Here is a 24,252-nt window from a genome sequence, read left to right on the forward strand (position 1 = left end):
TAGCTACGACGACTATTTTTAGCCCGTCAAAGCACTTGGGACAGGAATCGCTGCAGTCTTTCGGTCTTAGCCGCTTCGAATATCTGCTCGGGTGGCCCGGATTCCACCACCTTGCCGTGATCCATGAACACGACGATGTCCGACGCCGACCGAGCGAAATCCATTTCGTGCGTAACCACAATCATCGTCATCCCGCCGGCGCCGAGGTCGGCGATGAGTTGCAATGCTCCCTTGACCATCTCCGGATCCAGTGCGGATGTCGCCTCGTCGAAAAACATCACCTGCGGCCCCATGGCCAGCGCCCGGGCGATCGCAACCCGTTGCTGTTGGCCCCCCGACAGCATGCCGGGGCGGGCACCGGCCTTGTGCTTCAGGCCAACTCGCTCCAGCTGAGCCAGCGCGAGTTCCTCGGCCTCGTCCGCGGACAGCCCGCGCAACTTGCGCGGGGCCAGCGCCACGTTCTTGAGGATGCTCAGATGCGGGAACAGGTTGTAATGCTGGAACACCATGCCGATGCGTTGACGGAGTTCGGCGGGATCGTCGTGCAGCACCGAGTGCCCGTCGAGCAGGATGTCGCCCTGGTCGGGTTCGTAGAGTCGGTTCAGTGCCCGCAGCAGCGTCGACTTACCCGACCCCGACGGTCCGACGACGGCCACCGTGGTGCCTGCGGGGGCTTCGAAGGTGACGCCCCGCAGTACCTTGTTCCCGCCGAGGGTTTTGTGAATGTCCCTGGCTTCCAACGAGACTGAGGCGCGACTTGCGGTGGTGTCGGTCATGTCATCCCCGGGCCGAGGGTGGAGCTGACCATGGCGGCAGATTCTTCTGACTCGTCGCTGGAGCCGCCGCGGCGCAGCCGCGCGTCGATGTAGTTCACCAAATGCGTTAACGGAACGGTCAATAACAGATAGAAGAGGCCGGCGGCCACCAACGGCGACAAGTTGCCGGTCTGTGCGTTGAGGTCGCGGCCCACTTGAAACAGCTCTCGCTGCTGGGCCACCAGACCCAGGAAGTACACCAACGCCGAGCCCTTCAGGAGCGCGATGGCCTGATTGACCAGCGCGGGCAACACCCGCCGGACTCCCTGCGGCACCACGACCAGTCGCATCGCGGCCGGATAACTGAATCCGAGTGCGCGCGCGGCCTCCAGCTGGCCGGAATCGACGCTCTGGATTCCCGAGCGCAGAATCTCGCCGATGTAGGCCGCCGCCATCAAGCCCAGCGCGGCGATGCCCAACGGGTACGGGTCGTTGTTCGTCAGCCCACCCACCAGCGGCCCGATCCCCATCCCGATGATCAAGATGATCACCACTTCGGGAAGACCGCGGAAGATGTCGGTATAGATCCGCGCCGGCCAGCGCAGCCACCATGAGTTCGACATGCCCGCCATGGCCAGCACCATGCCGAGAACCAGCCCGATCGCCAGCGCGCTGTTTGTCAGGATCAACGTGTTGGGCAGCCCCGTCATGAGCAAAGCGGGGATCGCCTGCTTGTAGAGATCCCAGTCCAAGAACTGGTCGCGCAGTTGCGCGAGTACGGATTTCGGGGCCGGCGGGTGCGCCGACCTGTGGTGGTTACTGGCCGCTATCGCGGCGAAGTCCGGCAGGTGCGGAGCCGGGGCGGCCCGGGATCCGGGTTTCCAGCCCGGTGGCAACGGGCGCGGGACCCATTCCGAGTAGAGCTTCGACCAAGTGCCGTCGGCGATGACGGCGTCCAGGGCGGAGTTCAGCGCCGAGATCAGCGCCGGGTTGTCGTTGGCAACCGGGTACGCGACGAAGTCGCCGGGGCTGAATTCGTTGGCCACGACCACCGCCGGATCGCCGGGGTGCATCACAGTGGTGGCCAGTGCTGCCGGCGCGACCCAGGCGTCGATTTGGTGGGTCTTGAGGCTGGCGTACACGGTGGAGAAGCCGGGGTACTTCACCGGTTGCAGGTGCAGGGTGTCGACGACGTAGGACTCCTCGACGGTGCCCTGGACGACGCCGATTCGTTGCCCCTCGGCGAGATTACTGAAGCTTTTGATCGGCGACCCGGGTGGCACGATCAGCGCGTAGTAGCCGAAGTCGTAGCCGTTGGTAAACCCGACGGTGCGCCGCCGGGCAGCAGTGGCCTTCACCGATGACGAGCCCACGTCGAAGCGTCGCGACGCCACCTCGGCGAGCAGGGCGGAGAAATCGGTACTGGCGAAACGGACCTGCAGCCCCAGCTTTTTCGCCATCGCGGTCAGCAGCTGATTGTCGAATCCGCTGAAGGTGCCGTTCGCGTCAACACAGACCGAGGGCGGGGCATCCGACAGGGTGCCGACGTTCAGGACGCCCGGTGAGTTCAGGCCCAGCGCGTTGACGTTGATCTCGCTGAGCGGCTCCACGGAGGCGGTCGTGTGGTCGTCGTCGCGTCCGAGGCCGCCGATGGTGGTCAGGTCTTTCGGTAAGGCGGACGCGCTCTCGGGTCCGGCCGGCGCGCATTGGTTTCGGTCGGCGAACGCGGGTCCGGCCAACACCAGGCTGACCACGATCACAATTGTCGTGGTTAGCCCGAACAGCTTGGCGCCGCACTTCGCGCGCGGGCCTTCGCACGAGTTCATCACCGCCACCGTATCGACCGGGCGGCAACTCGTCGCGGCGAGAGTCGATTTAGAGTGCCATCGACGGCTCGGCGCAGACCGTCTCCGTCTTCGCCAGCCCGGGAAGCGGTCCGGCAACAACCTGCCGAACGTCGTCGGGTGCGGTGAAAACCCTGCGCCGGAACAGTTCGGCCAGCATGGCCTGCGCCATCAGGTAGGCGCGGCCGACGCATGCCGCCCGCGCGGCGTCCGGGTCACGGCGGCGGATTGCCGACGTTTCGTCCTCGTAGTAGGGCAGCACGTCGTCGCGATTGTTCTGGTAGCTCATCCAGAAGGCGTGGGGGATGAGGTCTTGCGAGGCACGAATGGTGGCGTGCAGTCGCGGCCCGGCGTATTCGTCATTGACGGTGCGCCGGTACTCCGCGGCGAGTTCGGAAAAGACCCGGGAGTCCTTCGCGGTGCGCATCGAGCGCATCAGCGAATCGAGCTGGCCCAGGATCCGCGGCGTCGGGTTGCTGGCGGCGCGCGCCGAGGCGATGCCGTTGAGCATGCCGTCGAGCTCGTGATGCTCGAGGACGGTGACTTCATCGAATCGTTCGACGAACGCGCCCCGGTGATAGCGGGTCGACACGATGCCGTCGTGCTCGAGCTCGATCAGGGCCTCTTGAATCGGCACCCGACTGACTCCCAAGCCGAGTGCGATCTCGTTGCGGTCGACGCGGTCGCCGCTGCGCAGCTTGCCCGTCAGCACCAGGTTGAGGATGTGGTTGACAACCTGGTCCTTTTCTTTGACCCCGTATTTCTTCGGCATGAGTCTCTTTCAATTCTGTTGCAGCTCCGCACCAGCGATCGGCGGTGGAAAGTTTCTCATGTATTTGCGGATTCGTTAAGGTGTTTGGCGGATGAATTGGAGGCGAACCCCAATTAACGCGCGTCGCGCCAGCGGCACAATGCCTCGGCCGCGCCGAGGTCGTAATCGGGACCATTGACGCCGACCGTCAGCAGTGTCACCCCCAACGCGGTAAGCCCCTCGGCGTTGGCGATCAATCCGTCGACCCCTTCGCCGCGGCGCACACCGCTGTTGTCCTCCACACCGGCCGACCGCTCGATCGTCGACGGGTCGCGCCCGACCGCGGCGCAATGCTCTTCCAGCACGGCCGCGGCGGCCGGGTAGGTACCGACAGTGGTGAAACCGTGCCAGATGTCGCCGTACTCGGCGACCAGTCGCAGGGTCTTCCGCGGACCCTTGCCGCCGATCAGTATCGGGATGTCGCGGGTGGGTGCGGGATTGAGCTTGGTCAGCCGCGACGTGATCCGGGGGAAGGCCGCGGCCAGGTCGTCGAGACGGCTACCCGCGGTACCGAATTCGTAGCCGTACTCGTCGTAGTCCTTTTCTTTCCAACCGGATCCGATACCCAGGATCAACCGGCCGTCGGAAATGTGGTCGACGGTGCGCGCCATGTCGGCCAGCAGCTCCGGATTGCGATACGAGTTGCACGTCACCAGCGCGCCGAACTCGATGCGCGACGTCTGCTCGGCCCAGGCCGCCAGCACCGTCCAGCACTCGAAATGCGGGCCATCGGGATCACCGTAGAGCGGGAAGAAGTGATCCCAGGTGAAGGCGACGTCGACACCCATGTCCTCGCAGCGCCGCACGGCGTCGCGGATGTGGCGGTATTCGGGCGCGTGCTGCGGCTGTAGTTGTACTCCGATGCGAACGGGGTGGGTCATACGACCACCGTAGGAGCCGGGGCCTCTCAGCGTGCGTTGAGGACCCCGGTCAATAGTTCGATCAGGGCGCGGGGCTGATCGCTTTGCACGGAATGTCCGGAGTTCTCGACAACGTGAGCCTGCCGGAAATGCGTTGCGCGCTGGGCGAGTTCGTCTGCGTCCTGGTCCGTGACGAAGGGCGACGAGCCACCGCGCACCAAGGTGACGGGTGCGGTCAACGCGTCGACGTCTTTCCATAAATCATCGAAGTCTGGGACTTTGCGGATGGTGTCGTAGCGCCACGCCCAGTTCCCGTTCTCGAGCCGTCGGGAGTTGTGGAACACGCCGCGGCGCAGTGCCTTGACTTCGCGGTGTGGGGCCGCGGCGACCGTCAGGTCGAGCATGGCCTGAAAGCTGGGGAACTCGCGCTCACCCTGCACCAGCGCGACCGTGCCCTGCTGCTCGGTGGTCAGCTCGGCGTAGCGGTGCAATGCCGATGGGGTGACGTCGACGAGAACGAGTTCGCGCACCAGTTCCGGTGCGATCGCGCCGAGCCGGATCCCGGTCAGCCCGCCCAGCGACATGCCCACGATCAGGTCGGCGTCGGGCGCGAGGTCGCGCAGCACCGGCGCCACGGCATCGGCGTTGTGCTGCGGCGAGTAGTCGCCGTCTGCACGCCAGCCGGAATGGCCATGGCCGGGCAGGTCGACCGCCAGTGCCGGCACCCCGAGCCCGACGATGACGGTGTCCCAGGTGTGGGCGTTCTGTCCGCCACCGTGCAGAAAGACGATCCGTGGCGCAGTGCCGCCCCAGCGCAGCGCGCTGATGGACCCGTTCGGCGTTTCAGCCCCGATCCGTTCGACGTCCGGCAGCCGACCGGTGACACCGGCCTGCTCGGCGTTCTCGGACAGCAGCGAGAATTCGGACATCCCGGCCAGTTCGTCTTGGGAGATATCGGTCACGATCTTTGACATTAGAGGAAGTAACGGCTCCGAATGCCGTGGAATCGCTCCCACATTGCCGCGCAGCGTTGCGCGGGGTTCACGGTCACAGTGTCCGGCGGAAGCGCGCGTGCGATGTCGTCGTGTTTGACGACCTTGGTGTCCAGCACGGCGGGTTCGCCCTCGAGCATGTGGCGATAGGTCAGGTTCCCGCGCTCGAAGCCTTGGGTGTCCAGCCAGTTGTGGACATTCGGATCACGATGCGCCATGACCAGGCGGATGCGCCCGTCGCCGTCGATTTTGGTGCGGCTGGGGGTGTAGCTCACCGGGCGGTAGAGGTAATCCATGCTGTTGAAGAACACGCCCATGTTGGTGAACATCCACAACCCGTCGTGGGCGTCGAATTCGACGATCAGCGCCTCGTCAGGTGCGAGCTCCCAGTACATGTTGGCGGCGGCGCGGCCCCGCTTGCTGTCCGGGTGGCTGGCGTCAACTCCTGGAATGAGGGGAAACGCGTTGGGATGCTCGGCGTCGACGCCGCCATAGGTGAACGGAAATTCGGGCCAGTCCGACATCAGGCCGGTGACGAAATCGCCGGCCCATTCCATCGCCTCGATCATGACCTGCGGACCGGGCAGCGGTTTGGGGTCGGCCATGTCGACCCGCTCGATCCGCAGCTGGGCCGGTAGATCATCCCAGGCGTCGAATCCTTGGCGGATGAACAGCTTTCGCGAATGCACGGTAGTGGGTAACCAGTTGGGACCGCGCTCGGCCCCACCGATGTAGATCTCGAAATCACCGTCGTCGCCGACGCTGAGTTGATGCCCGAACAAGTTGGCCTCGGGCGTGTCACCGAACGGCTCGTGTAGCACGCCGGGCCCGGGGACCCTGGCGCCCTGCACGGTGACGTTGAAAAACGGTGCGGTTCCGCGGTTTCCGTGTAATCGGTAGGTCGACTGCCCGTTGATCCAGACCTGCTGGTAGGTGAAATCGGCACAGTCGCCGCCGAGCTTGCGGGTCGGACCGCAGAACGTGTGCAGCACCGGGTACCCGGTGTCGCGGGTCTCGAGCGACAGATCGAAGGCCTGGCCCAGGTTCTGGGTGAGGAAGCGGAACGCGTCGACGCGCTGCGTCCCCGACGCGGCGTTGGCGTCCTTGAAGACCTGCTCGCCCGCCCGCTGCAGCTGCGCGCAGAACTCGACCCACGCCGAGCGCAGCGCCGCATCGTCCGCACCGTCACCGAAAGCCATTGTCACGCACCTAATCTGTCCAGCATCGCCCCGAGGACAGCGCAGGCGCGGCGAGCGGATTCGAGACGGCCCTCCTGCTCGATTCGCGGCCCGATCAGTTCCAGGTCGAACCCGTGCGAGTAGCCGTTCGCCAGCGCGTGGGCAATGAATCCTTCGATCGGAATTGCCCCGTCACCGGGGACCGCCCGGCCCGGCAGCGCGCGATCGCCCAGCACGTAGTCGCTGAGCTGGATGAGCTCGGTTCGTGGCAGGGCGCGCTGCACCATGGCGTCGAAATCGCCCTCTGCCCAACAGTGAAATACGTCGATGCAGACACCCAGCCCACTCATCTCGGCCAGCGTAACGGTGTCGCGCAAGGTATGAGCCAGATGCAGGTCGGCATACAGGCTGGAGGCGTTCTCGACGGCCAATGCCACACCGGACCGCTGGGCGTGCGCGACGCAGGGGGCGATCATCGTGCGAAACCGGTCGGCGGCCCGGTTCCACGTGAGGGTGTCCCGGCCCCCAGTGAGCAGGTAGATCAGTCGCGCCCCGACGCCGGCCGCCGCGTCGATCACCGGCATCAGCGCATCCTGCGCGGCCTGCGGGTCGGAGGTCAGTCGGCCGCCGGCGAACAGATGATAGGCCGCCTCGACAGTATAGTCGTTGCGCTGCAATAGATTTGAGAATCCCGGGTCGAGCAGCTGGCTGTCCAGAACGCTCAGCCGGGATACGCCGAGTGCCGTCCAGTGGGTTTCCAGCTCGGCCAATTCGGCACCGTAGAACGTGACGTTGTGCACCGACAGACGCGGGTGGGCCGGCATCGCGTCAGCCACGATTCTCGATCTCGATGCCGAATCGATCACGGAATGGCCGGAATTCGGCATGTAGGGCATCGAGGTCTTCGCCGATGTCGGTCAGCAGCGCGGTGGAGTAGCGGAACTTGCCGTAGCGGTCGCCGCGATTGGCGGCCAGGTAGTCGCGCATCGCCGTCTCGGCTTCGGGTGTGACCTGACGGCCGGCGAATGCGTAGTAGCGCTGCACCGTCGCCACCTGATCGGCGATGAAATCGGTGTAGCGGATATGCAGGATGCGCGGATCATCCACCATCGGATTGCTCATCGTGTTGGCGACGCCGGCGCGGGTCAACTCCAGGTGCATCTTCGCCAGCGCGTGCAGGTCGACGGGACCGGACATGCCCTCGGCGATGTCAGCCATCATCATGGTGCGCGACGCCGCGACTTGCACCGGGTCGCGGTGCAGCCAGACCAGGGTGGCGTCGGGATACGCCTCGAACATCTCTTTGAGCCGGAAGCCGTGAAAACCCTTGAGCACCCAGTACTTTCGCGGCCGATTGTACTGCAGCTGTTGCAGCATCGCCTTGTGCAGCCGGTATTGCGCGCCCGCATCGGTGGCCAGGCCGCCGACCAGCGACTGCATCGGCACCCGCCACCACGCCGTCGGCGTCATGACCCGGAAGTCGAAGGCCCAGGTGCGTTCGTCCTCGGGCAGGCCGTCGCCCAGCATGTCGTTGTACGGATGGCTGTGCAGCCACTTGGGCATCTTCGCGTTGATCTCGCGCCAGTCGGCGTCGGCCCGGGCGCGACGCGGATCGTCGTCGGCCGCCAGCCCCGGTGGCGGCGACGGGTACATCACCTCCCAGAAGCGCAGCGCCCGCCCGCGCGGATCGACGGACATCAGCGCGTGCATCAGCGTTGTCCCCGAACGTGGTTCGCCGGTCACGAACATCGGCGCCTCGATCACCTCGTCGCCGATCGGGTAGCGGTTGCGGTCCTCGATGAATTCCAGCCGCGAAGTCAACAACCAGTGGCACACCTGCGCGGCCGCCGCGGTGCCCGCGGCGTCCATGCCGAGACTGTTGAGATGGTCGGCGGCGACGGCGAAGCGCTCCGGCAACGTCGGGTCGCCGTAATCGTGCAGTCCGGTCTCGGCCTGCGCGGCACGCAGCAACTCGGCGGCGTCCAGGTGTGCGCTCACGACAGATCTCCGCACAGCCGCATCAGTTCATCCTCTGCGGCAAGAACATTCGCAGCCGATGCGGCGGCGTATGTCAGGCCGGCCATAGCGCCGTAATCGAGGATCTTGGGCACCCGCAGTCCCGCGTCCACATAGGTCTTGATGATCTTCGCGACCTCTCGCGCAGTGCCGTGCGGCACGACGGCTAGCAGCATCTCGGGCTGCGCGTTGTCCAGGAACGTCAGGATCCGCTCGCGGGTGAGCACCGCGGGATCGATGTCCTGAAAGCCGCGCCAGCTGGGGCCCATCGGGTGTTCGAACCCGAAGCCGCGCAATGTCTCGGCCGACACCTGTAGCAGGAATGCCTTGACCAGCGGCGCCCGCAGGATCTCGGCAAGAGCGTCTTCGCTCGCGCCGATGAGACACACCTGCATGAAGCCCGGCGTGATCGCCATCGGATCGCGGCCGGCGCGTTCGGCGGATTTCCTTACCGCCGAGAGCATTTCGGCGTAGTGCTCCGCGGTCCACGCCCCGGCGGGCCACCAACCGTCGGCGTGGCGGCCGGCGATGTCGAGCATGCGCGGGCCGCTCGCGCCGATCCAGATCCGTGGGAACCGTCCTTGATATGGCTCGGTGTCCAACCGCGCGTGGTGCAGCGTGTAGAACTGCCCCTCGAAGTCGACCGGGCCATCGCTCTCCCAGAGCAGCCGGATGACCGTCAGCGCTTCCTCGAAGCGGCTGACCGGGTGGGAGAAGTCGAAGCCGTACGGCAGCGTGTTCTCACTTTCGCCGCTGCCCAACCCGAGGATGAAGCGTCCCTTCGCGAGGTGGTCGATGGTCAGCGCGGTCTGGGCGAGCAGCGACGGGTGGCGCCGCACGGTGTCGACCACCGCGCTCACCAGCGGGACGTGCTCGGTCAGCACGGCGGCCGCGGCCGCTACCGACAGGCCGTCGAGATGTCGATGCGGTGACGGCGACGCGGTGGCGAGGTCGGTGAACTCGGGCGTCCAGATCGAGTCCGGCCAAAAGCTGACCATGTGATCGGGCAGCCAGATCGAGTGGTAGCGCCCGCTGTCGAGTTCGGCGAGCCGGGACATGTCGAGGGGCAGGGTCGTGCGCAGGAACGCGGCGGGCTGAACTTTCATCCGTAGCTAGGCCTGACTGTGCGAGGGGTGCTCTCCGCGTAATGCTAAGCGGCTGCACAGCATGCCGTTCACGGTATGGCCGGCATGAGTGTGCGCCCCGGCTCGTCAGCGCATACCCATACACAAAAGAGTGTGCGGCGAGGTCGCGATTTCGTCGTGAAACGCGACCTCACCGCACACTCGATGAGTGAACCGAATTGCCCGGTGCATCCGGTTCGTCAGCGCGCCGTCACGCGGCGCGCATCGTCGTTCGAACTAGCCCTCGATGATGAACTCCTCGAGCTGCGTCCGCGCGACATCGTCGGGCAGCTGCTTCGGGGGGCTTTTCATCAGGTAGGCCGAGGCCGGCACGACCGGTCCGCCGATGCCGCGGTCCTTAGCGATCTTCGCCGCGCGCACCGCGTCGATGATGACGCCGGCCGAGTTGGGCGAGTCCCACACCTCGAGCTTGTACTCCAGGTTCAGCGGCACGTCACCGAACGCACGACCTTCCAGCCGCACGTAGGCCCACTTGCGGTCGTCGAGCCAGCCGACGTGGTCGGACGGGCCGATGTGCACGTCCTTGGTCTTGAACTCGCGCTGCAGGTTGGAGGTGACGGCCTGCGTCTTGGAGATCTTCTTGGACTCGAGCCGCTCACGCTCGAGCATGTTGAGGAAGTCCATGTTGCCGCCGACGTTGAGCTGCATCGTGCGATCCAACTGCACACCGCGGTCCTCGAACAGCTTGGCCATCACGCGGTGCGTGATCGTCGCACCGACCTGGCTCTTGATGTCGTCGCCGATGATCGGCACGCCGGCGTCGGTGAACTTCTTGGCCCACACCGGGTCGGAGGCGATGAACACCGGCAACGCGTTGACGAACGCCACGCCGGCGTCGATCGCGCACTGTGCGTAGAACTTGTCGGCCTCCTCGGAGCCCACCGGCAGGTAGGACACCATGACGTCGACCTTGGCCTCCTTGAGCACCTGGACCACGTCGACGGCCTCGGCGTCGGACACCTCGATGGTGTCGGCGTAGTACTTGCCGATGCCGTCGAGCGTCGGGCCGCGCTGCACCGTCACATTGGTCGGCGGCACGTCGGCGATCTTGATCGTGTTGTTCTCCGACGCGAAGATCGCCTCCGACAGATCGAAGCCGACCTTCTTGGCGTCCACGTCGAACGCGGCCACGAACTTCACGTCGCGGACGTGGTAGCGGCCGAACGTCACGTGCATCAGGCCGGGCACGGTGCTGTTCGGGTCGGCGTCGTAGTAGTACTGGACGCCCTGGACCAGCGACGAGGCGCAGTTACCGACGCCGACAATGGCGACGCGAACCTCCGTCTGCGCTCCCGGCGCCCTGACGGGCTGGTGCTCACTCATAGGGCGTTCTCCTTACCTTCAATTACCTATGTCTCGAATGCCGTGGGTGGTTATGCCTGCTCGGTGAGCCCGGGTGCCGCGCGCTCGGCGGCGATGAGCTCGTTGAGCCACTTGACCTCGCGCTCGCTGGACTCGAGCCCGAGTTGGTGGAGCTGACGGGTGTAGCGGTCGAGCGAGTTGCTGGCCCGCGCAATGGCTTCACGCAGACCCTCGCGGCGTTCCTCGACCTGACGACGGCGACCTTCGAGGATCCGCATCCGGGCCTCCGCCGGAGTGCGGTTGAAGAAGGCCAGGTGTACCCCGAAGCCGTCGTCGGTGTAGTTGTGCGGACCGGTGTCGGCCACCAACTCACCGAAACGCTGACGACCCTTCTCGGTCAGCTCGTAGACCCGACGGGCCCGTCGGACCGGAGTACCGGCCGGCGCCGCGTTCTCGGCGATCAGCCCATCCGCCTGCATGCGCCGCAGCGCCGGATAGAGCGAACCGTACGAAAACGCACGGAACGCGCCGAGTAGGCCGGTCAGCCGCTTGCGCAGCTCATAGCCATGCATCGGCGATTCGATCAGGAGTCCAAGGATCGCAAGCTCCAGCATCGAGTCACCTCCTTTGCATAACTGGTTACGTCCCGCCGACGCGTCGCGTAATAGTATCGCCTCGATATATTAGCCACAACACTACCTGGTGTTGGCAGGCAGTTTGCCGCCCGGATTCGCGGGATCGGCCCGGCATCGAGTTGGCCGGGGTCCTCGGCAGCCGACGTGTTTAGGCGGGCTGAACAGCTACAGGCGCCTCAGCCGATCAGCTGGAGGGGTAGCTCACCCGCTTCACGGTGCCGTCGCCGGCGAAATCGATCGAACCGCTGCCGTAGTCGCTGGAGACGTACACCGACAACGTGAGTGTGCCGGGCGCGGTCGGATCCTTGGCTGGTTCGACGATCAAGTACGTCGACTTGACCTCGGAGGCGTTGATCCCCAGCGTCTCGGGGGCACCACGCATGATGCCGACTGCCGTCTTGACGTCGAACTTGGCCAGGTCGGCCGCGACGGCCTTGGCGTCGGTCCTGGGGGAGACGGTCGGGTCGTCCCAGCCGCCGCGGTAGTCGTAGTCCAGCACCCGGCGGTCGTCGGCCGGATCCGGGCGATAGAAGCTGGCATAAGTCGGGTAGACGAGGAGCCGGTAACCGACGGTGTCGCCGAATTTCTTGCGGGCCTGCTCGAGCAGACCGGTGAGCCCGCCGAGCGATTGGAGTTGCTTGGGCGGGGTCAGCACGACGGCCGCGACACCGTCGGGTTTGGCGCCCGGGTCGGAGGTGAAGTCCAGCGGCGAGCTGGTGTTCCCGTACAAACCCCAGCCGAGGCCCATGCCGAACAACACCGACACGACCAACGCGGCGATCGCGATGCCGCGTGAGCGAACGACCGGTGCTGCGTTCGACTTTGCCGCGCGCAGCCGCGGTGGGGTGCTGCCCTGCAGATCCTGCACCAGAAGCTTCAGGTCGCCGAGTGTCACGGCGTTGGTGGCCCTGCTGACGCGCTCGCGATGTTCCTCGCCGGACAGCTCGCCGTCGGCCAGGGCGGTGTCGAGCACCGTACAGGTGTCTTGCCGGTCGGTGTCTTTGGCGCGGGTCGCGGTGGTCACTCCGCCGCCGAGTGGTGCGCCCAGCCATTTCGCCATGGGGATGATCGTAGAAGTCACCTGTTGTTACCGCGGCGCAGCGGCACCGACAGCCTCGGTTGCGTATCGGCGGTGCCGAGGGCGACGTACTCTGGTGAACGTGCGACTGCAGCGACAAGTGGTGGATTACGCGCTTCGGCGCCGCTCGCTGCTGGCCGAGGTGTACTCCGGCCGCACGGGCGTGACCGAGGTCTGCGATGCGAACCCCTATTTGCTGCGCGCCGCGAAGTTTCACGGCAAAACCAGCCAGGTGATGTGCCCGATCTGCCGAAAGGAACAGCTCACGCTGGTGTCCTGGGTGTTCGGCGACCACTTGGGCGCGGTGTCGGGTTCGGCCCGCACCGCAGAAGAGTTGGTCTTGCTGGCGATGAAGTTCACGGAGTTCTCGGTTCACGTGGTCGAGGTGTGCCGAACCTGCAGCTGGAATCACCTAGTCAAGTCGTATGTGCTCGGCGCGGAACGACCTCCCAAGGGAACCCGCGGTCCGCGAACGGCACGCAACGGCGCCAGCGCGGCCATTGAATAACGAAGGGCGCCACGATCAGTCGCCCGACGACCCGAGCAGGTCCGCGACTGAGCGTATGAGCAAGGAACCCCACGACGATCGTCCGGACGAGTCCGATCGTCCGGTGTCCCGCGGCGATGGCGGGACCCGTCGTCGCATTCCCCCCGACGATCGGCAGACGACGATCCTGCCGGCGATCGCCGACGACCGGTCTCCTCGACGGTCCGACCCGATCGACGAGGTCAAGGCTGCGCTGGGTGGTCCTGGGTCCAGGCCCGCGCCCCGCGATGCGATCGAGGAAGTGAAGGCCGCGCTCGACAGCCGGTCGTCGAGCCGGCCGCGGCACGACCGCCCGATGTACGGTCGCCCACCGGAAGGCCCGCCGCCGCCGCCTCCACCGCGACGGCCCGGCGACGCCGGGGGCCCGGATGTGCCGAGCCATCGGGCTGCGGCACCGAATTGGGTGGAGCAGATCAACTGGCGCTGGGTACGGCGCGCGGCCTACCTCAGCGCGGCGGTGCTGATCCTGTTGCCGATCGTGACCTTCACGATGGCGTACTTCATCGTCGACATTCCCAAGCCAGGCGACATCCGCACCAACCAGGTCTCGACGATCCTGGCCAGCGACGGCTCGGAGATCGCGAAAATCGTTCCGCCCGAAGGTAATCGGGTCGACGTCAGCATCAACCAGGTGCCGGTGCACGTGCGCCAGGCCGTAATCGCCGCCGAGGACCGTAACTTCTATTCGAACCCGGGGTTCGACTTCACCGGCTTCGCGCGCGCGGTGGAGAACAACCTGTTCGGCAACGGCGACCTGCAGGGCGGGTCGACGATCACCCAGCAATACGTGAAGAACGCGCTCGTGGGCTCCGCGCAGCACGGGTTCGCGGGCCTGCTGCGTAAGGCCAAGGAACTCGTCATCGCGACCAAGATGTCGGGGGAGTGGTCCAAAGACGAAGTGCTGCAGGCCTATCTGAACATCATCTACTTCGGGCGCGGTGCCTACGGGATCTCGGCGGCGTCCAAGGCCTACTTCGACAAACCCGTCGACCAGCTGACGGTTTCCGAGGGAGCGCTGTTGGCGGCGCTGATTCGACGGCCGTCCTCGCTGGACCCGGCCGTGGATCCCAAGGGCGCCGAGGCCCGCTGGAACTGGGTGCTCGACGGCATGGTGGAAACCAAGGCGTTATCGCCGAGCGATCGTGCGGCACAGCAATTCCCCCAGACCGTGCCGCCCGATCAGGCCCGCGCACAGAACCAAACCACCGGCCCCAACGGCCTGATCGAACGCCAGGTCACCAAAGAGCTGATGGAGCTGTTCAACATCGACGAGCAGACCCTGAACACTCAGGGATTGCAGGTCACCACCACGATCGATCCGAAGGCCCAGCAGGCCGCGGAGAAGGCCGTCTCGAAATACCTTGACGGACAAGACCCCGACATGCGCTCGGCGGTGGTGTCCATCGACCCGCACACCGGCGCGATCCGCGCCTACTATGGTGGCTCGGACGCGAACGGCTTCGACTTCGCGCAGGCCGGGCTGCAGACCGGGTCGTCGTTCAAGGTGTTCGCGTTGGTGGCAGCCCTGCAGCAGGGCATCGGGCTGGGCTACCAGGTCGACAGCTCGCCGCTGACGGTCGACGGCATCAAGATCACCAACGTCGACGGCGAGAACTGCGGCACCTGCAATATCGCCGAGGCGCTGAAGATGTCGCTGAATACGGCCTACTACCGGCTGATGCTCAAGCTCAAGAACGGACCGGCGGCCGTCGCCGACGCCGCACACCAGGCCGGCGTCGCCAAAAGCTTCCCCGGCGTTCCGCATACCTTGTCCGAGGACGGCAAGGGTGGTCCGCCGAACAACGGAATTGTGCTGGGCCAGTACCAAACTCGGCCGGTCGATATGGCCTCGGCATACGCCACGCTGGCCGCGTCCGGCGTCTACCACCCGCCGCACCTGGTGCAAAAGGTCGTCAATGCCGAAGGCCAAGTGCTTTTCGACGCCGGAACCTCCGACAAGGGCGCCGACCAACGGATCGACAAGGCGGTCGCGGACAACACCACCGCGGCGATGCAACCGATCGCCTCCTATTCACGCGGCCATGCCCTGTCGGGCGGCCGGGCGTCGGCGGCGAAGACCGGCACGGTGCAGCTGGGCGACAGCCAAGCCAACAAGGACGCGTGGATGGTCGGGTACACCCCGTCCCTGTCCACGGCGGTGTGGGTCGGGACCGTCCAGGACAATGTGCCGCTGGTAACCGCTTCGGGCGCAGAGGTTTACGGCTCGGGGCTGCCGTCGGATATCTGGAAGTCCACGATGGACGGCGCGCTGAAGGGCACCCCCAACGAGACCTTCCCCAAGCCGACCGAGATCGGCGGCTACGCGGGCGTACCCGCCCCGCCGCCGCCTCCGCCGCCCGCGGTGACCGTCATCCAGCCCACCATCGAGGTGGCCCCGGGTATCACCATCCCGGTGGGCCCCCCGACGACGATCACGGGGGCGCCCCCGCCACCACCGGGACAGGCACCACCGCCCGAACCGCCCGCCCCACCAATCGGGCAACCGCCACCGTGACCGGCGCTCAACAGCAGAGCGCCACCATTTCCCCGCGTACGCTGGCCGATGATCTGCGTAGCGCGGACAATCGCGATTGCCCCAGCCGCACAGACTCTTTGGGCGCTGCCCTGGCCGATGCCATCGGTGGACCGGTGGGCCGGCACGCGCTGATCGGCCGGGCCCGGCTGATGACGCCGGTGCGGGTGATGTTCGTGTTCGCTTTGGTGTTCCTGGCATTGGGCTGGTCGACGAAGGCGGCGTGCCTACAGAGTAGCGGCAGCGGAACCGGGGATCAGCGCGTGGCCAACTGGGACAACCAGCGCGCGTACTACGAGTTGTGCTACTCGGACACCGTGCCGCTGTACGGGGCGGAGTTGTTGAACCAGGGGAAGTTTCCGTACAAGTCGAGCTGGATCGAAACCGATTCCAGTGGTGCGCCGCAGACGCGGTATGACGGCAAGCCCGCGGTGCGCTACATGGAGTATCCGGTACTGACCGGGGTCTATCAGTACGTGTCGATGGCACTGGCCAAGACCTACACCGCGTTGAGCAAGCTCGCCCCGCTTCCCGTGATCGCCGAGGTGGTGGTGTTCTTCGACATCGCCGCACTAGGGCTGGCGCTGGCGTGGCTGGCGACCGTGTGGGCCACCGCGGGCCTGTCCGGTCGCCGCATCTGGGATGCGGCGCTGGTGGCCGCCTCGCCGCTGCTGATCTTTCAGATCTTCACCAATTTCGATGCGCTGGCAACGGGATTCGCGATGAGCGGGCTGCTGGCCTGGGCGCGACGAAAACCCTTGCTGGCCGGTGTGCTGATCGGGTTAGGCGCCGCGGCCAAGCTGTATCCGCTGCTGTTCCTGGGCCCGATGCTGGTGCTGGCCGTGCGCACGGGCCGCGTTCGTGCGTTGGTTCGAACGGCGACGGCCACCATGGCGACCTGGGCATTGGTGAATCTGCCCGTGTTGGTGCTCTTTCCGCGCGGTTGGTCCGAGTTCTTCCGCCTCAACGCCCGCCGCGGTGACGACATGGACTCGGTGTACAACGTCGTCAAGTCCTTCACGGGCTGGCCCGGCTTCGATCCGAAGCTGGGCTTCTGGGAGCCGCCCACGATGCTCAACACCGTGGTCGCGGTGTCGTTCGTGGTATGTTGTGCCGCAATCACATTCGTCGCGCTCACCGCGCCGCAGCGACCACGCTTGGCGCAGCTGTTGTTCCTCGTCGTGGCCGCCTTCCTGTTGACCAACAAGGTGTGGAGCCCGCAATTCTCGCTGTGGCTGGTGCCGCTTGCGGTGCTGGCGTTGCCCCATCGGCGAGTGCTGCTCGCGTGGATGACGATCGACGCGGTGGTGTGGGTGCCGCGGATGTACTACCTGTACGGCAACCCGAATCGTTCGCTGCCGGAGCAGTTCTTCACCACGACGGTACTGCTGCGCGACATCGCCGTTATTACGTTGTGCGCGTTGGTGATCCGTCAGATCTACCGGCCCCACGAGGATTTGGTGCGCTGGGACGGCCGCGTCGACGATCCGTCCGGCGGGCCGTTCGACCGTGCTCCCGATGCACCGCCCGGATGGTTGCCGGACTGGCTGCGTCCGGCCCGGTCGAGGCGGCCGTCCGCACCGGTGCCCACGTTCGACACCGATACCGAACTCGAGACGACAACCGGCCAAAGGCAGGCGTGATGCTGGTCGCGATCCCATTGTTCCCGCGCTTCACCGCGCTCGACGCTGTCGGGCCGTATGAAGTGTTGCAACGCATTCCGTCGATCGACGTGACGTTCGTCGGACACCGACGGGGTGAGGTGCGCACCGAGAACGGGATGCTCGGCGTCGCCTGCGACGCCAGCTTCGACGAAATCCGCGCGCCCGACGTGGTGGTGGTCCCCGGCGGCATCGCGACCCGCAAGCTGATTTACGACGAACCCATCCGCGACTGGCTGCAGACGGTACACCCGACCACGATGTTCACCACCTCGGTGTGTACGGGCGCACTGTTGCTGGCTGCCGCCGGATTGCTGGACGGGCTCAGCGCCACCACCCATTGGCGCGCAGCCGATCTGCTCAACGAGCTGGGTGCACGCTACGTGCCCGACCGGGTCGTCGAGCATCTACCGCAACGCATCATCACGGCCGCGGGGGTGTCCAGCGGCATCGATATGGCGTTGCGGTTGGCCGAGCTGCTCGTTGACCGAGAGGCGGCGCAGGCCGCGCAGCTGATGATCGAATACGACCCACAGCCGCCGTTCGACTCCGGCTCGCTGGCCAAGGCCGACGAGGCCACCAAGGCCCGGGCCGAGGAATATGGGCGAGCCCGGCAATAGCGGGGTAACGGGAAAGACATAAGGCGTAGCGGCGGCCGGGCCGGTGCGACGGCGCCGCTGTTTCCTGCGGTCGCTGCCCGGATTTTTGGGGGCCGGCCGGTCGTCCGGTACCCTGGGGCGGTTGCCGACGCAGGCGACTCTCCTGCCACGGATCGACCGTGGCCGCTAAGACCAGAGGAGGTGGTGAGGTTTCCATGCGTCCATACGAAATCATGGTCATTCTTGACCCCACACTTGACGAGCGCACTGTTGCTCCGTCCCTGGAGACGTTCCTGAACGTCGTCCGTAAAGACGGTGGATCCGTCGACAAGGTGGACATCTGGGGTAAGCGCCGGCTTGCCTACGAGATCGCCAAGCACGCCGAGGGCATCTACGTCGTCGTCGACCTGAAGGCGGAGCCGGCGACGGTGTCCGAGCTCGACCGTCAGCTCAGCCTCAACGAGTCGGTGTTGCGCACCAAGGTGATGCGCACCGACAAGCACTGAGACCGTTAGCGCGCATGCTGCCCGTCGTCGGCGGGTGTGCGTAGGCTCAGCGAGAACACGCTCATGACCGTCAACCGTCCCCAGGCGAGAGCCGGGACGGATCCAGGAGGACCCAGTGGCTGGTGACACGATCATCACCGTTGTCGGAAACCTGACTGCCGACCCTGAACTGCGGTTCACGCCGTCAGGGGCTGCCGTCGCGAACTTCACCGTGGCGTCGACACCGCGGACGTTCGACCGCCAGAGCGGGGAGTGGAAGGACGGCGAGGCGCTGTTCCTGCGATGCAACATCTGGCGCGAAGCTGCCGAGAACGTCGCGGAAAGCCTCACCCGTGGCTCACGGGTGATCGTCACCGGTCGGCTCAAGCAGCGTTCGTTCGAGACCCGCGAAGGTGAGAAGCGCACCGTCGTCGAGGTCGAGGTCGACGAAATCGGGCCCTCGCTGCGGTATGCCACCGCCAAGGTCAACAAGGCCAGCCGCAGTGGCGGCGGAGGCGGCGGTTTCGGTAGCGGCGGTGGATCCCGCCAATCGGCCCCCGCCCAGGCGGGCGGCGGTGCACCGGCGGACGACCCGTGGGGCAGTGCCCCGGCATCGGGTTCCTTCGCCGGCGGCGACGAAGAACCCCCGTTCTGACGTCAAACACCGGCAAACCACACAAGACCAGTAGCAAACGGAAAGTAAAAACACATGCCCAAGTCCACGAAACGGCGCCCGGCTCCCGAAAAGCCGATCAAGACGCGTAAGTGCGTCTTTTGCTCGAAGAAGGGGCAATCGATCGACTACAAGGACACGACACTGCTGCGCACCTACATCAGTGAGCGCGGCAAAATCCGGGCCCGCCGGGTCACCGGTAACTGCGTGCAGCACCAGCGCGACATTGCCATCGCGGTGAAGAACGCCCGCGAGGTGGCTCTGCTGCCCTTCACTTCGTCGGCGCGATAGCCGCCGACGTCCAACCGAAAGTACGAAAACGATGAAGCTGATTCTGACGGCCGACGTCGACCATCTCGGCACCGTTGGCGAGACTGTCGAGGTCAAGGACGGATACGGTCGTAACTTCCTGCTCCCGCGTGGCCTGGCGATCGTCGCCTCGCGCGGGGCGCAGAAGCAGGCCGACGACATCCGCCGGGCCCGTGAGACCAAGGCCGTGCGCGATCTCGGCCACGCCAACGAGATCAAGACGGCGATCGAGGCGCTCGGCCCGGTCTCGCTGCCGGTGAAGACGGCCGCCGATTCGGGCAAGCTGTTCGGCTCGGTGACGGCCGCGGATGTCGCCGCAGCAATCAAGAAGGCCGGCGGCCCGAATCTCGACAAGCGCATTATTCGGTTGCCCAAGTCGCATATCAAGGCGGTCGGCACCCATTCGGTGGCGGTGCATCTGCACCCCGAGATCAATGTCGACGTTGCGCTCAACGTCGTCGCGGATAGCTAACTCGCCACCGCTCGTTCATATCCGGCGGCTGTCGTTAATCGGCGGCCGCCGGATTTTGTCGTGTCAGCGGAACGCCTCCAGGCGCCCCTGTGGATGGTCGTGCTGGCGAACTATTTGGGTGACGTCGCCTAGTGGACCCCTTAACCCCCTCGTAACGCGGCGAAAATACGGCCGAAAGCCAACACGCCCGGCGCAGTAACCTGCGGCGACACGCCGAAGAGATTCTTCTCCACACGAATTAACCGCCTCTGTACGACCCTTATCTGCAGGGATGTCGCTGCGCCGCGATTTGTTCCACAGGTTCTCCACACCCCACTCAACACAGGTGTCGATGGATATGCACACACGATGCACAGCCTTATGAACAACGGCCCTTTCACCGGCGGGCCAGCAACGTTTACGGTCTTCCCGGCGCAAGGCTTTGCGGGCGCATGGAACCGGACTGGGAGTGCCCTGATCGACGTTGTTGAGTGTCGCCTATCGAATGTATGTTCGTATCATGGTTACCTGAGGGAGGTGTGAGTCCGTGGCTGTCGTAGATGACCTGGCGCCCGGGATGGGCTCGCCGCCGCCCAGCGAGGAGTTCAGCCGGCAACCGCCGCAGGATCTGGCCGCCGAGCAGTCGGTGTTGGGCGGGATGCTGCTGAGCAAGGACGCCATCGCCGATGTGCTCGAGCGGGTGCGGCCCGGCGACTTCTATCGTCCCGCACACCAGAACGTCTACGACGCGATCCTGGACTTGTACGGGCGCGGCGAGCCCGCCGACGCCGTGACCGTGGCCGCCGAACTGGACCGCCGCGGAATGCTGCGCAGGATCGGCGGAGCGCCCTATCTGCACACCCTGATATCGACGGTGCCGACCGCCGCCAACGCCGGGTACTACGCCGACATCGTGGCCGAGAAGGCGCTGCTGCGCCGGCTTGTGGAGGCCGGAACGCGGGTCGTGCAGTACGGCTACGCCGGTGCCGAGGGCGCCGATGTCGCCGAGGTGGTGGACCGGGCCCAGGCGGAGATCTATGACGTTGCCGAGCGGCGAACCTCGGAGGATTTCGTTCCGCTCGAGGATCTGCTGCAGCCGACGATGGACGAGATCGACGCCATCGCCTCGAACGGTGGGGTAGCGCGCGGCGTGCCGACCGGTTTCACCGAACTCGACGAGGTGACCAACGGTCTGCACGCCGGGCAGATGATCATCGTGGCGGCTCGTCCTGGGGTGGGTAAAAGCACGCTGGGTCTGGATTTTTTGCGGTCGTGTTCGATCAAGCATCGAATGGCCAGCGTCATCTTCTCGCTGGAAATGAGTAAGTCCGAGATCGTGATGCGGCTGTTGTCGGCGGAAGCGAAAATCAAGCTCGCCGACATGCGTTCGGGGCGGATGAACGACGACGACTGGACGCGGCTGGCGCGGCGGATGAGCGAAATCAGTGAGGCGCCACTGTATATCGACGACTCCCCGAACCTGACCATGATGGAGATCCGGGCCAAGGCGCGCCGGCTCAAGCAGAAGGCCGACCTGCGTCTGGTCGTCGTCGACTATCTGCAGCTGATGTCGTCGGGCAAGAAGGTCGAGTCGCGGCAGCTCGAGGTTTCCGAATTCTCAAGGCATCTCAAGCTGCTGGCTAAGGAGCTCGAGGTTCCCGTCGTCGCGATCAGTCAGCTGAACCGCGGTCCCGAGCAGCGCACCGACAAGAAGCCGATGCTGTCGGACCTTCGTGAGTCGGGATCGCTGGAGCAGGATGCCGACATGGTCATCCTGCTGAACCGGCCGGATGCCTTCGAGCGTGACGATCCGCGCGGGGGAGAGGCCGATTTCATTCTGGCCAAGCACCGCAACGGGCCGACGAAGACGGTCACCGTCGCCCACCAGCTGCACCTGTCGCGCTTCGCCAACATGGCCCGGTAGGAGTCGCTCCGCTGCAGCCGCCCAGCGCCCGCGCGGCCCTGCATCTCCGGTGGATTCAGGCCGTGTGGGGTTGATCCCGTGTGGCGCAGACTTGGGTTGTCATCGGGCGGCGACGAGGCGCCGAGGTGTTTCGGTCCTATTTTGAAGGGGGCCGTGTCCCAGGGGTGGGGGGAGTTTTAGGTGCTCGACGTCCGGGGGCGGCCGCTGCCGGCAATTCCAGCGAACGCCTTAAGTATTGGGTGAGTTCGAGTGCCACATCGTCAGCGGGCCTGTCGAATTCGCTATTGACCCAGTCGGTTAACCAAACTTGCAGTGCTGACACCACGAGGCCCGCTAACAGCGATGGCCGCATGGGGGGAACTCCTTCGGATTCGACTGCGTCGTGCGCCAGCGCGACCATTGTGTCGATGCCGGTACGCCAGGCGTCGCGCTGGTTGCCGCGGCCCCAATTGTGGCCGCCTGTGGCCCAGCTCAATCCTTCGCTGACGTGAATGCGCAAGTAGTTGGGATGTTCGGCGAAGTAGGTGACGAGCGCATGAAGCGATGCGAACAGTCGTTGGACCGGCGAAGTGCAATCAGCTATGGCTTGTTGTCCTGCGGAAATGAATTCTTCGACGCGCTGCTGATTGAGGACGTCCCATATTTCGTCCTTGCCGGCGAAGTGTTTGTACAGCGTCGCCAGGGATACATCGGCGGTGCGCGCGATGTTTGCGACCTTGGTCTTTTCGAACCCGGCCCTGGCGAACTCGTACTCAGCGGCTGAAATGATCTGCATCCGATACATTTGCCGGCGGGTTTCGTGAATGCTGGGGACGTTCACCGGTATCGAGTCACTGTGCCATACCGTCCTTCGGGCCTGGGTACTGACTGCTCGAGCATAATTGACCCGTCAGAGAGTTCCTGTGACCACCGGCGATGGGCCTGACGTGCGTTGCTGAGACTTGCCGTCACGTTCTATTTGTCCCACTTCTGGCCCGCGTGTGTCATCTTGGCACGCCCTTACCAGCCGAACACGATGAGAACGGTGGGCATCAGCGCGGCACCGAATATCGAGATCACGACCGTGCACACGATTGCCAGGACAACGAGACCCCTTGTATGGCGCGGTATCTCGATGAGATACGAGGGTTGAGCGTCGACTTGCGCTTGTGTGAGAGAAGTGTCGGCGGGTCACCTAACCGAGTGGCCAGCCAGTAGGCTGCGGCGATCAGGGCGCTTAGGGTGAGTGGGATCACGACCGCAATAACGAGGGCGTCTCCCCGAAACCCGTTTCCCCCATGACTGGTATCCACTGCTTCTGGGCGGGGACGGCCCGAGTGCCGTCCGTATCCGTGCTGCAACGCCTGAGTGACGTTGATGGTGATGAAGAATGTGAAAAGTGCTGGCCCGGAACGCATAAAGGCGACGATCGCTTCGCGCCTTTTGGGTAGACGCGACTGATCCGGTGTCCGCGCCGTGCCGCGGCTTCGGTGCTGGGCACAGGTATCGGGGTTGGTGTCTGTGGGCGCTGATGCAATACGTCCGGTTGTCACGCGCCCGAACCGGCCGGCGTCACTGATCACGGTCAAACGCTTCTTCGGATGTTCGTTAGGCATGGCGACCACGCGCGTTGTGTTGCGAATTCGCGGGGTGCTTGCTTGGATCGAGTCGGCCTGGTGCTTCTTGGGAGGATTAGCACGCTTGAGCCCCGTCTTGTTGGTGGTTCATCGTTGGTGGGTTCGCAAGGCGATCATGAGGGCGGTTGCTTTGGCCAGTGTTGTTGCGTCGTTGGAGCGGGTCAGCTCGGCGCTGAGGAAGGTCTTGCGTCCTTCGATGACGTCGATTCGGGCGGTGACCTGCAGTGGGGTGTCGGTCAAGACGTAATCGGTGTAGTCGACGTGGAGGTAGGCGGTGCGGCTGATCGGGCGGCCGGCGGCGTCGATGGTGAGGGCGAAGTGCCAGTCGAAAAGTAGCGGTAGCGCGCCACCGAGGACGACGTCATGGGCGCCATGGTAGAAACGGCCGAACTTACCCTGCAGGACAACACCTTTGGCGCTAGTGGTGTGGATGGTGAACGCTGGTATCAGTGGGTTCCCAAAGCCGGGTAGTGCGGCATCGCGACCGGCTGGGGCCTGTGTTTCAGGTGCCCGATTCTGGGTCAGGATTGTCGTGAGTCGGCGCAGTTGAGTTGCCGCCGCTCTCCACACGGCCGCGTCGGGGTTCGCCGACTGCGTGGCGTCTTGTAGTTCCCGCAGGTTCTGGATGTACTCCACGAATTCAGGGCTGGCAGCCTCGGGTCGATACTGTGAGAAGTCAAAGGCGGGTGATGTCATCGTGTCCGTTCGCGGCTATGCGGCGCCAGGGTCCTTTTGATTGGCGGATGTCGCTGACCGTCGGCGCAGCGACACTGAAAGTCCATGTGTCTTGGGCGCTTTCGGCATCGTTGCAACGGCTGTGTGTGGGCCGCCGGGTGTG

The 24,252-nt window shown here is 65.3% G+C and carries 23 protein-coding genes; 9 read left to right on the top strand and 14 right to left on the bottom strand.

Going from position 1 to position 24,252, the window contains the following annotated elements; all coding sequences use genetic code 11:
- Positions 1–26: 26 nt before the first annotated feature.
- The 12 genes from MJO58_RS00360 to MJO58_RS00415 all read right to left on the bottom strand — a co-directional run bounded on the left by MJO58_RS00360 (position 27) and on the right by MJO58_RS00415 (position 12,598).
- A complete protein-coding gene (locus MJO58_RS00360) occupies positions 27–776 on the bottom strand; it encodes an amino acid ABC transporter ATP-binding protein (RefSeq protein WP_239721635.1) in 750 nt (249 codons plus the stop codon).
- Positions 773–2,581 carry an ABC transporter substrate-binding protein/permease gene (locus MJO58_RS00365; RefSeq protein WP_239721637.1) on the bottom strand — a complete coding sequence of 603 codons (1,809 nt, stop codon included), beginning with the start codon at positions 2,579–2,581 and terminating at the stop codon, positions 773–775. Before MJO58_RS00365 ends, MJO58_RS00360 begins: the two co-directional genes overlap by 4 nt.
- Positions 2,582–2,630: 49 nt before the next feature.
- Complete coding sequence (locus tag MJO58_RS00370; protein ID WP_090598066.1) at positions 2,631–3,371, bottom strand: GntR family transcriptional regulator; 741 nt, start codon at positions 3,369–3,371, stop codon at positions 2,631–2,633.
- A gap of 113 nt (positions 3,372–3,484) precedes the next feature.
- A complete protein-coding gene (locus tag MJO58_RS00375) occupies positions 3,485–4,291 on the bottom strand; it encodes an LLM class F420-dependent oxidoreductase (RefSeq protein WP_239721639.1) in 807 nt (268 codons plus the stop codon).
- Between the two features lie 26 nt (positions 4,292–4,317).
- A complete protein-coding gene (locus tag MJO58_RS00380) occupies positions 4,318–5,244 on the bottom strand; it encodes an alpha/beta fold hydrolase (protein ID WP_239721641.1) in 927 nt (308 codons plus the stop codon).
- On the bottom strand, positions 5,244–6,461 hold the full coding sequence (locus MJO58_RS00385; protein WP_239721643.1) for a DUF1214 domain-containing protein: 1,218 nt from the start codon (positions 6,459–6,461) through the stop codon (positions 5,244–5,246). Before MJO58_RS00385 ends, MJO58_RS00380 begins: the two co-directional genes overlap by 1 nt.
- A gap of 2 nt (positions 6,462–6,463) precedes the next feature.
- Complete coding sequence (locus MJO58_RS00390; RefSeq protein ID WP_090608278.1) at positions 6,464–7,264, bottom strand: sugar phosphate isomerase/epimerase family protein; 801 nt, start codon at positions 7,262–7,264, stop codon at positions 6,464–6,466.
- Positions 7,265–7,268: 4 nt separating this feature from the next.
- The gene (locus tag MJO58_RS00395; protein WP_239721645.1) at positions 7,269–8,438 is read right to left on the bottom strand and encodes a sulfotransferase family protein; all 1,170 of its coding nucleotides are present in this window, start codon (positions 8,436–8,438) and stop codon (positions 7,269–7,271) included.
- The gene (locus MJO58_RS00400; RefSeq protein WP_090598074.1) at positions 8,435–9,562 is read right to left on the bottom strand and encodes an LLM class flavin-dependent oxidoreductase; all 1,128 of its coding nucleotides are present in this window, start codon (positions 9,560–9,562) and stop codon (positions 8,435–8,437) included. The genes MJO58_RS00395 and MJO58_RS00400 overlap by 4 nt, the downstream gene beginning before the upstream one ends.
- 255 nt (positions 9,563–9,817) lie before the next feature.
- On the bottom strand, positions 9,818–10,924 hold the full coding sequence (locus MJO58_RS00405) for an inositol-3-phosphate synthase (RefSeq protein WP_090598075.1): 1,107 nt from the start codon (positions 10,922–10,924) through the stop codon (positions 9,818–9,820).
- A gap of 50 nt (positions 10,925–10,974) precedes the next feature.
- Complete coding sequence (locus tag MJO58_RS00410) at positions 10,975–11,517, bottom strand: PadR family transcriptional regulator (protein ID WP_090598077.1); 543 nt, start codon at positions 11,515–11,517, stop codon at positions 10,975–10,977.
- Between the two features lie 205 nt (positions 11,518–11,722).
- Complete coding sequence (locus tag MJO58_RS00415) at positions 11,723–12,598, bottom strand: DUF1707 SHOCT-like domain-containing protein (RefSeq protein WP_090598079.1); 876 nt, start codon at positions 12,596–12,598, stop codon at positions 11,723–11,725.
- Positions 12,599–12,698: 100 nt separating this feature from the next.
- On the opposite strand from MJO58_RS00415, the gene MJO58_RS00420 reads away from it, so the two are divergent.
- The 9 genes from MJO58_RS00420 to dnaB all read left to right on the top strand — a co-directional run bounded on the left by MJO58_RS00420 (position 12,699) and on the right by dnaB (position 21,798).
- Positions 12,699–13,124 (top strand): DUF5318 domain-containing protein, encoded by a 426-nt coding sequence (locus MJO58_RS00420; RefSeq protein ID WP_090608281.1) that lies wholly within the window; start codon positions 12,699–12,701, stop codon positions 13,122–13,124.
- Between the two features lie 55 nt (positions 13,125–13,179).
- Complete coding sequence (locus MJO58_RS00425) at positions 13,180–15,678, top strand: transglycosylase domain-containing protein (protein ID WP_090598080.1); 2,499 nt, start codon at positions 13,180–13,182, stop codon at positions 15,676–15,678.
- The gene (locus tag MJO58_RS00430; RefSeq protein WP_239721646.1) at positions 15,675–17,339 is read left to right on the top strand and encodes a glycosyltransferase family 87 protein; all 1,665 of its coding nucleotides are present in this window, start codon (positions 15,675–15,677) and stop codon (positions 17,337–17,339) included. The genes MJO58_RS00425 and MJO58_RS00430 overlap by 4 nt, the downstream gene beginning before the upstream one ends.
- Positions 17,339–17,977 (top strand): DJ-1/PfpI family protein, encoded by a 639-nt coding sequence (locus MJO58_RS00435; protein WP_239721647.1) that lies wholly within the window; start codon positions 17,339–17,341, stop codon positions 17,975–17,977. Before MJO58_RS00430 ends, MJO58_RS00435 begins: the two co-directional genes overlap by 1 nt.
- A 194-nt stretch (positions 17,978–18,171) precedes the next feature.
- On the top strand, positions 18,172–18,462 hold the full coding sequence (rpsF, locus tag MJO58_RS00440) for a 30S ribosomal protein S6 (protein WP_061557737.1): 291 nt from the start codon (positions 18,172–18,174) through the stop codon (positions 18,460–18,462).
- A 115-nt stretch (positions 18,463–18,577) separates the two neighbouring features.
- Positions 18,578–19,096 (top strand): single-stranded DNA-binding protein, encoded by a 519-nt coding sequence (locus MJO58_RS00445; RefSeq protein WP_090598085.1) that lies wholly within the window; start codon positions 18,578–18,580, stop codon positions 19,094–19,096.
- Between the two features lie 54 nt (positions 19,097–19,150).
- Positions 19,151–19,405 (top strand): 30S ribosomal protein S18, encoded by a 255-nt coding sequence (rpsR, locus tag MJO58_RS00450; RefSeq protein ID WP_066819628.1) that lies wholly within the window; start codon positions 19,151–19,153, stop codon positions 19,403–19,405.
- A 31-nt stretch (positions 19,406–19,436) separates the two neighbouring features.
- A complete protein-coding gene (gene rplI / locus MJO58_RS00455; RefSeq protein WP_090598086.1) occupies positions 19,437–19,895 on the top strand; it encodes a 50S ribosomal protein L9 in 459 nt (152 codons plus the stop codon).
- A gap of 526 nt (positions 19,896–20,421) precedes the next feature.
- The gene (dnaB, locus tag MJO58_RS00460; RefSeq protein ID WP_090598088.1) at positions 20,422–21,798 is read left to right on the top strand and encodes a replicative DNA helicase; all 1,377 of its coding nucleotides are present in this window, start codon (positions 20,422–20,424) and stop codon (positions 21,796–21,798) included.
- A 136-nt stretch (positions 21,799–21,934) separates the two neighbouring features.
- On the opposite strand, the gene MJO58_RS00465 is transcribed toward dnaB, so the two are convergent.
- On the bottom strand, positions 21,935–22,618 hold the full coding sequence (locus tag MJO58_RS00465; protein WP_239721648.1) for a TetR/AcrR family transcriptional regulator: 684 nt from the start codon (positions 22,616–22,618) through the stop codon (positions 21,935–21,937).
- Positions 22,619–23,501: 883 nt separating this feature from the next.
- Entirely contained in the window at positions 23,502–24,110 is a 609-nt protein-coding gene (locus MJO58_RS00470; RefSeq protein ID WP_239721649.1) for a hotdog family protein, read from the bottom strand.
- Between the last annotated feature and the right edge of the window lie 142 nt (positions 24,111–24,252).

It is taken from the genome of Mycobacterium lentiflavum, assembly GCF_022374895.2.
In the GTDB taxonomy this organism is placed as follows: domain Bacteria; phylum Actinomycetota; class Actinomycetes; order Mycobacteriales; family Mycobacteriaceae; genus Mycobacterium; species Mycobacterium lentiflavum.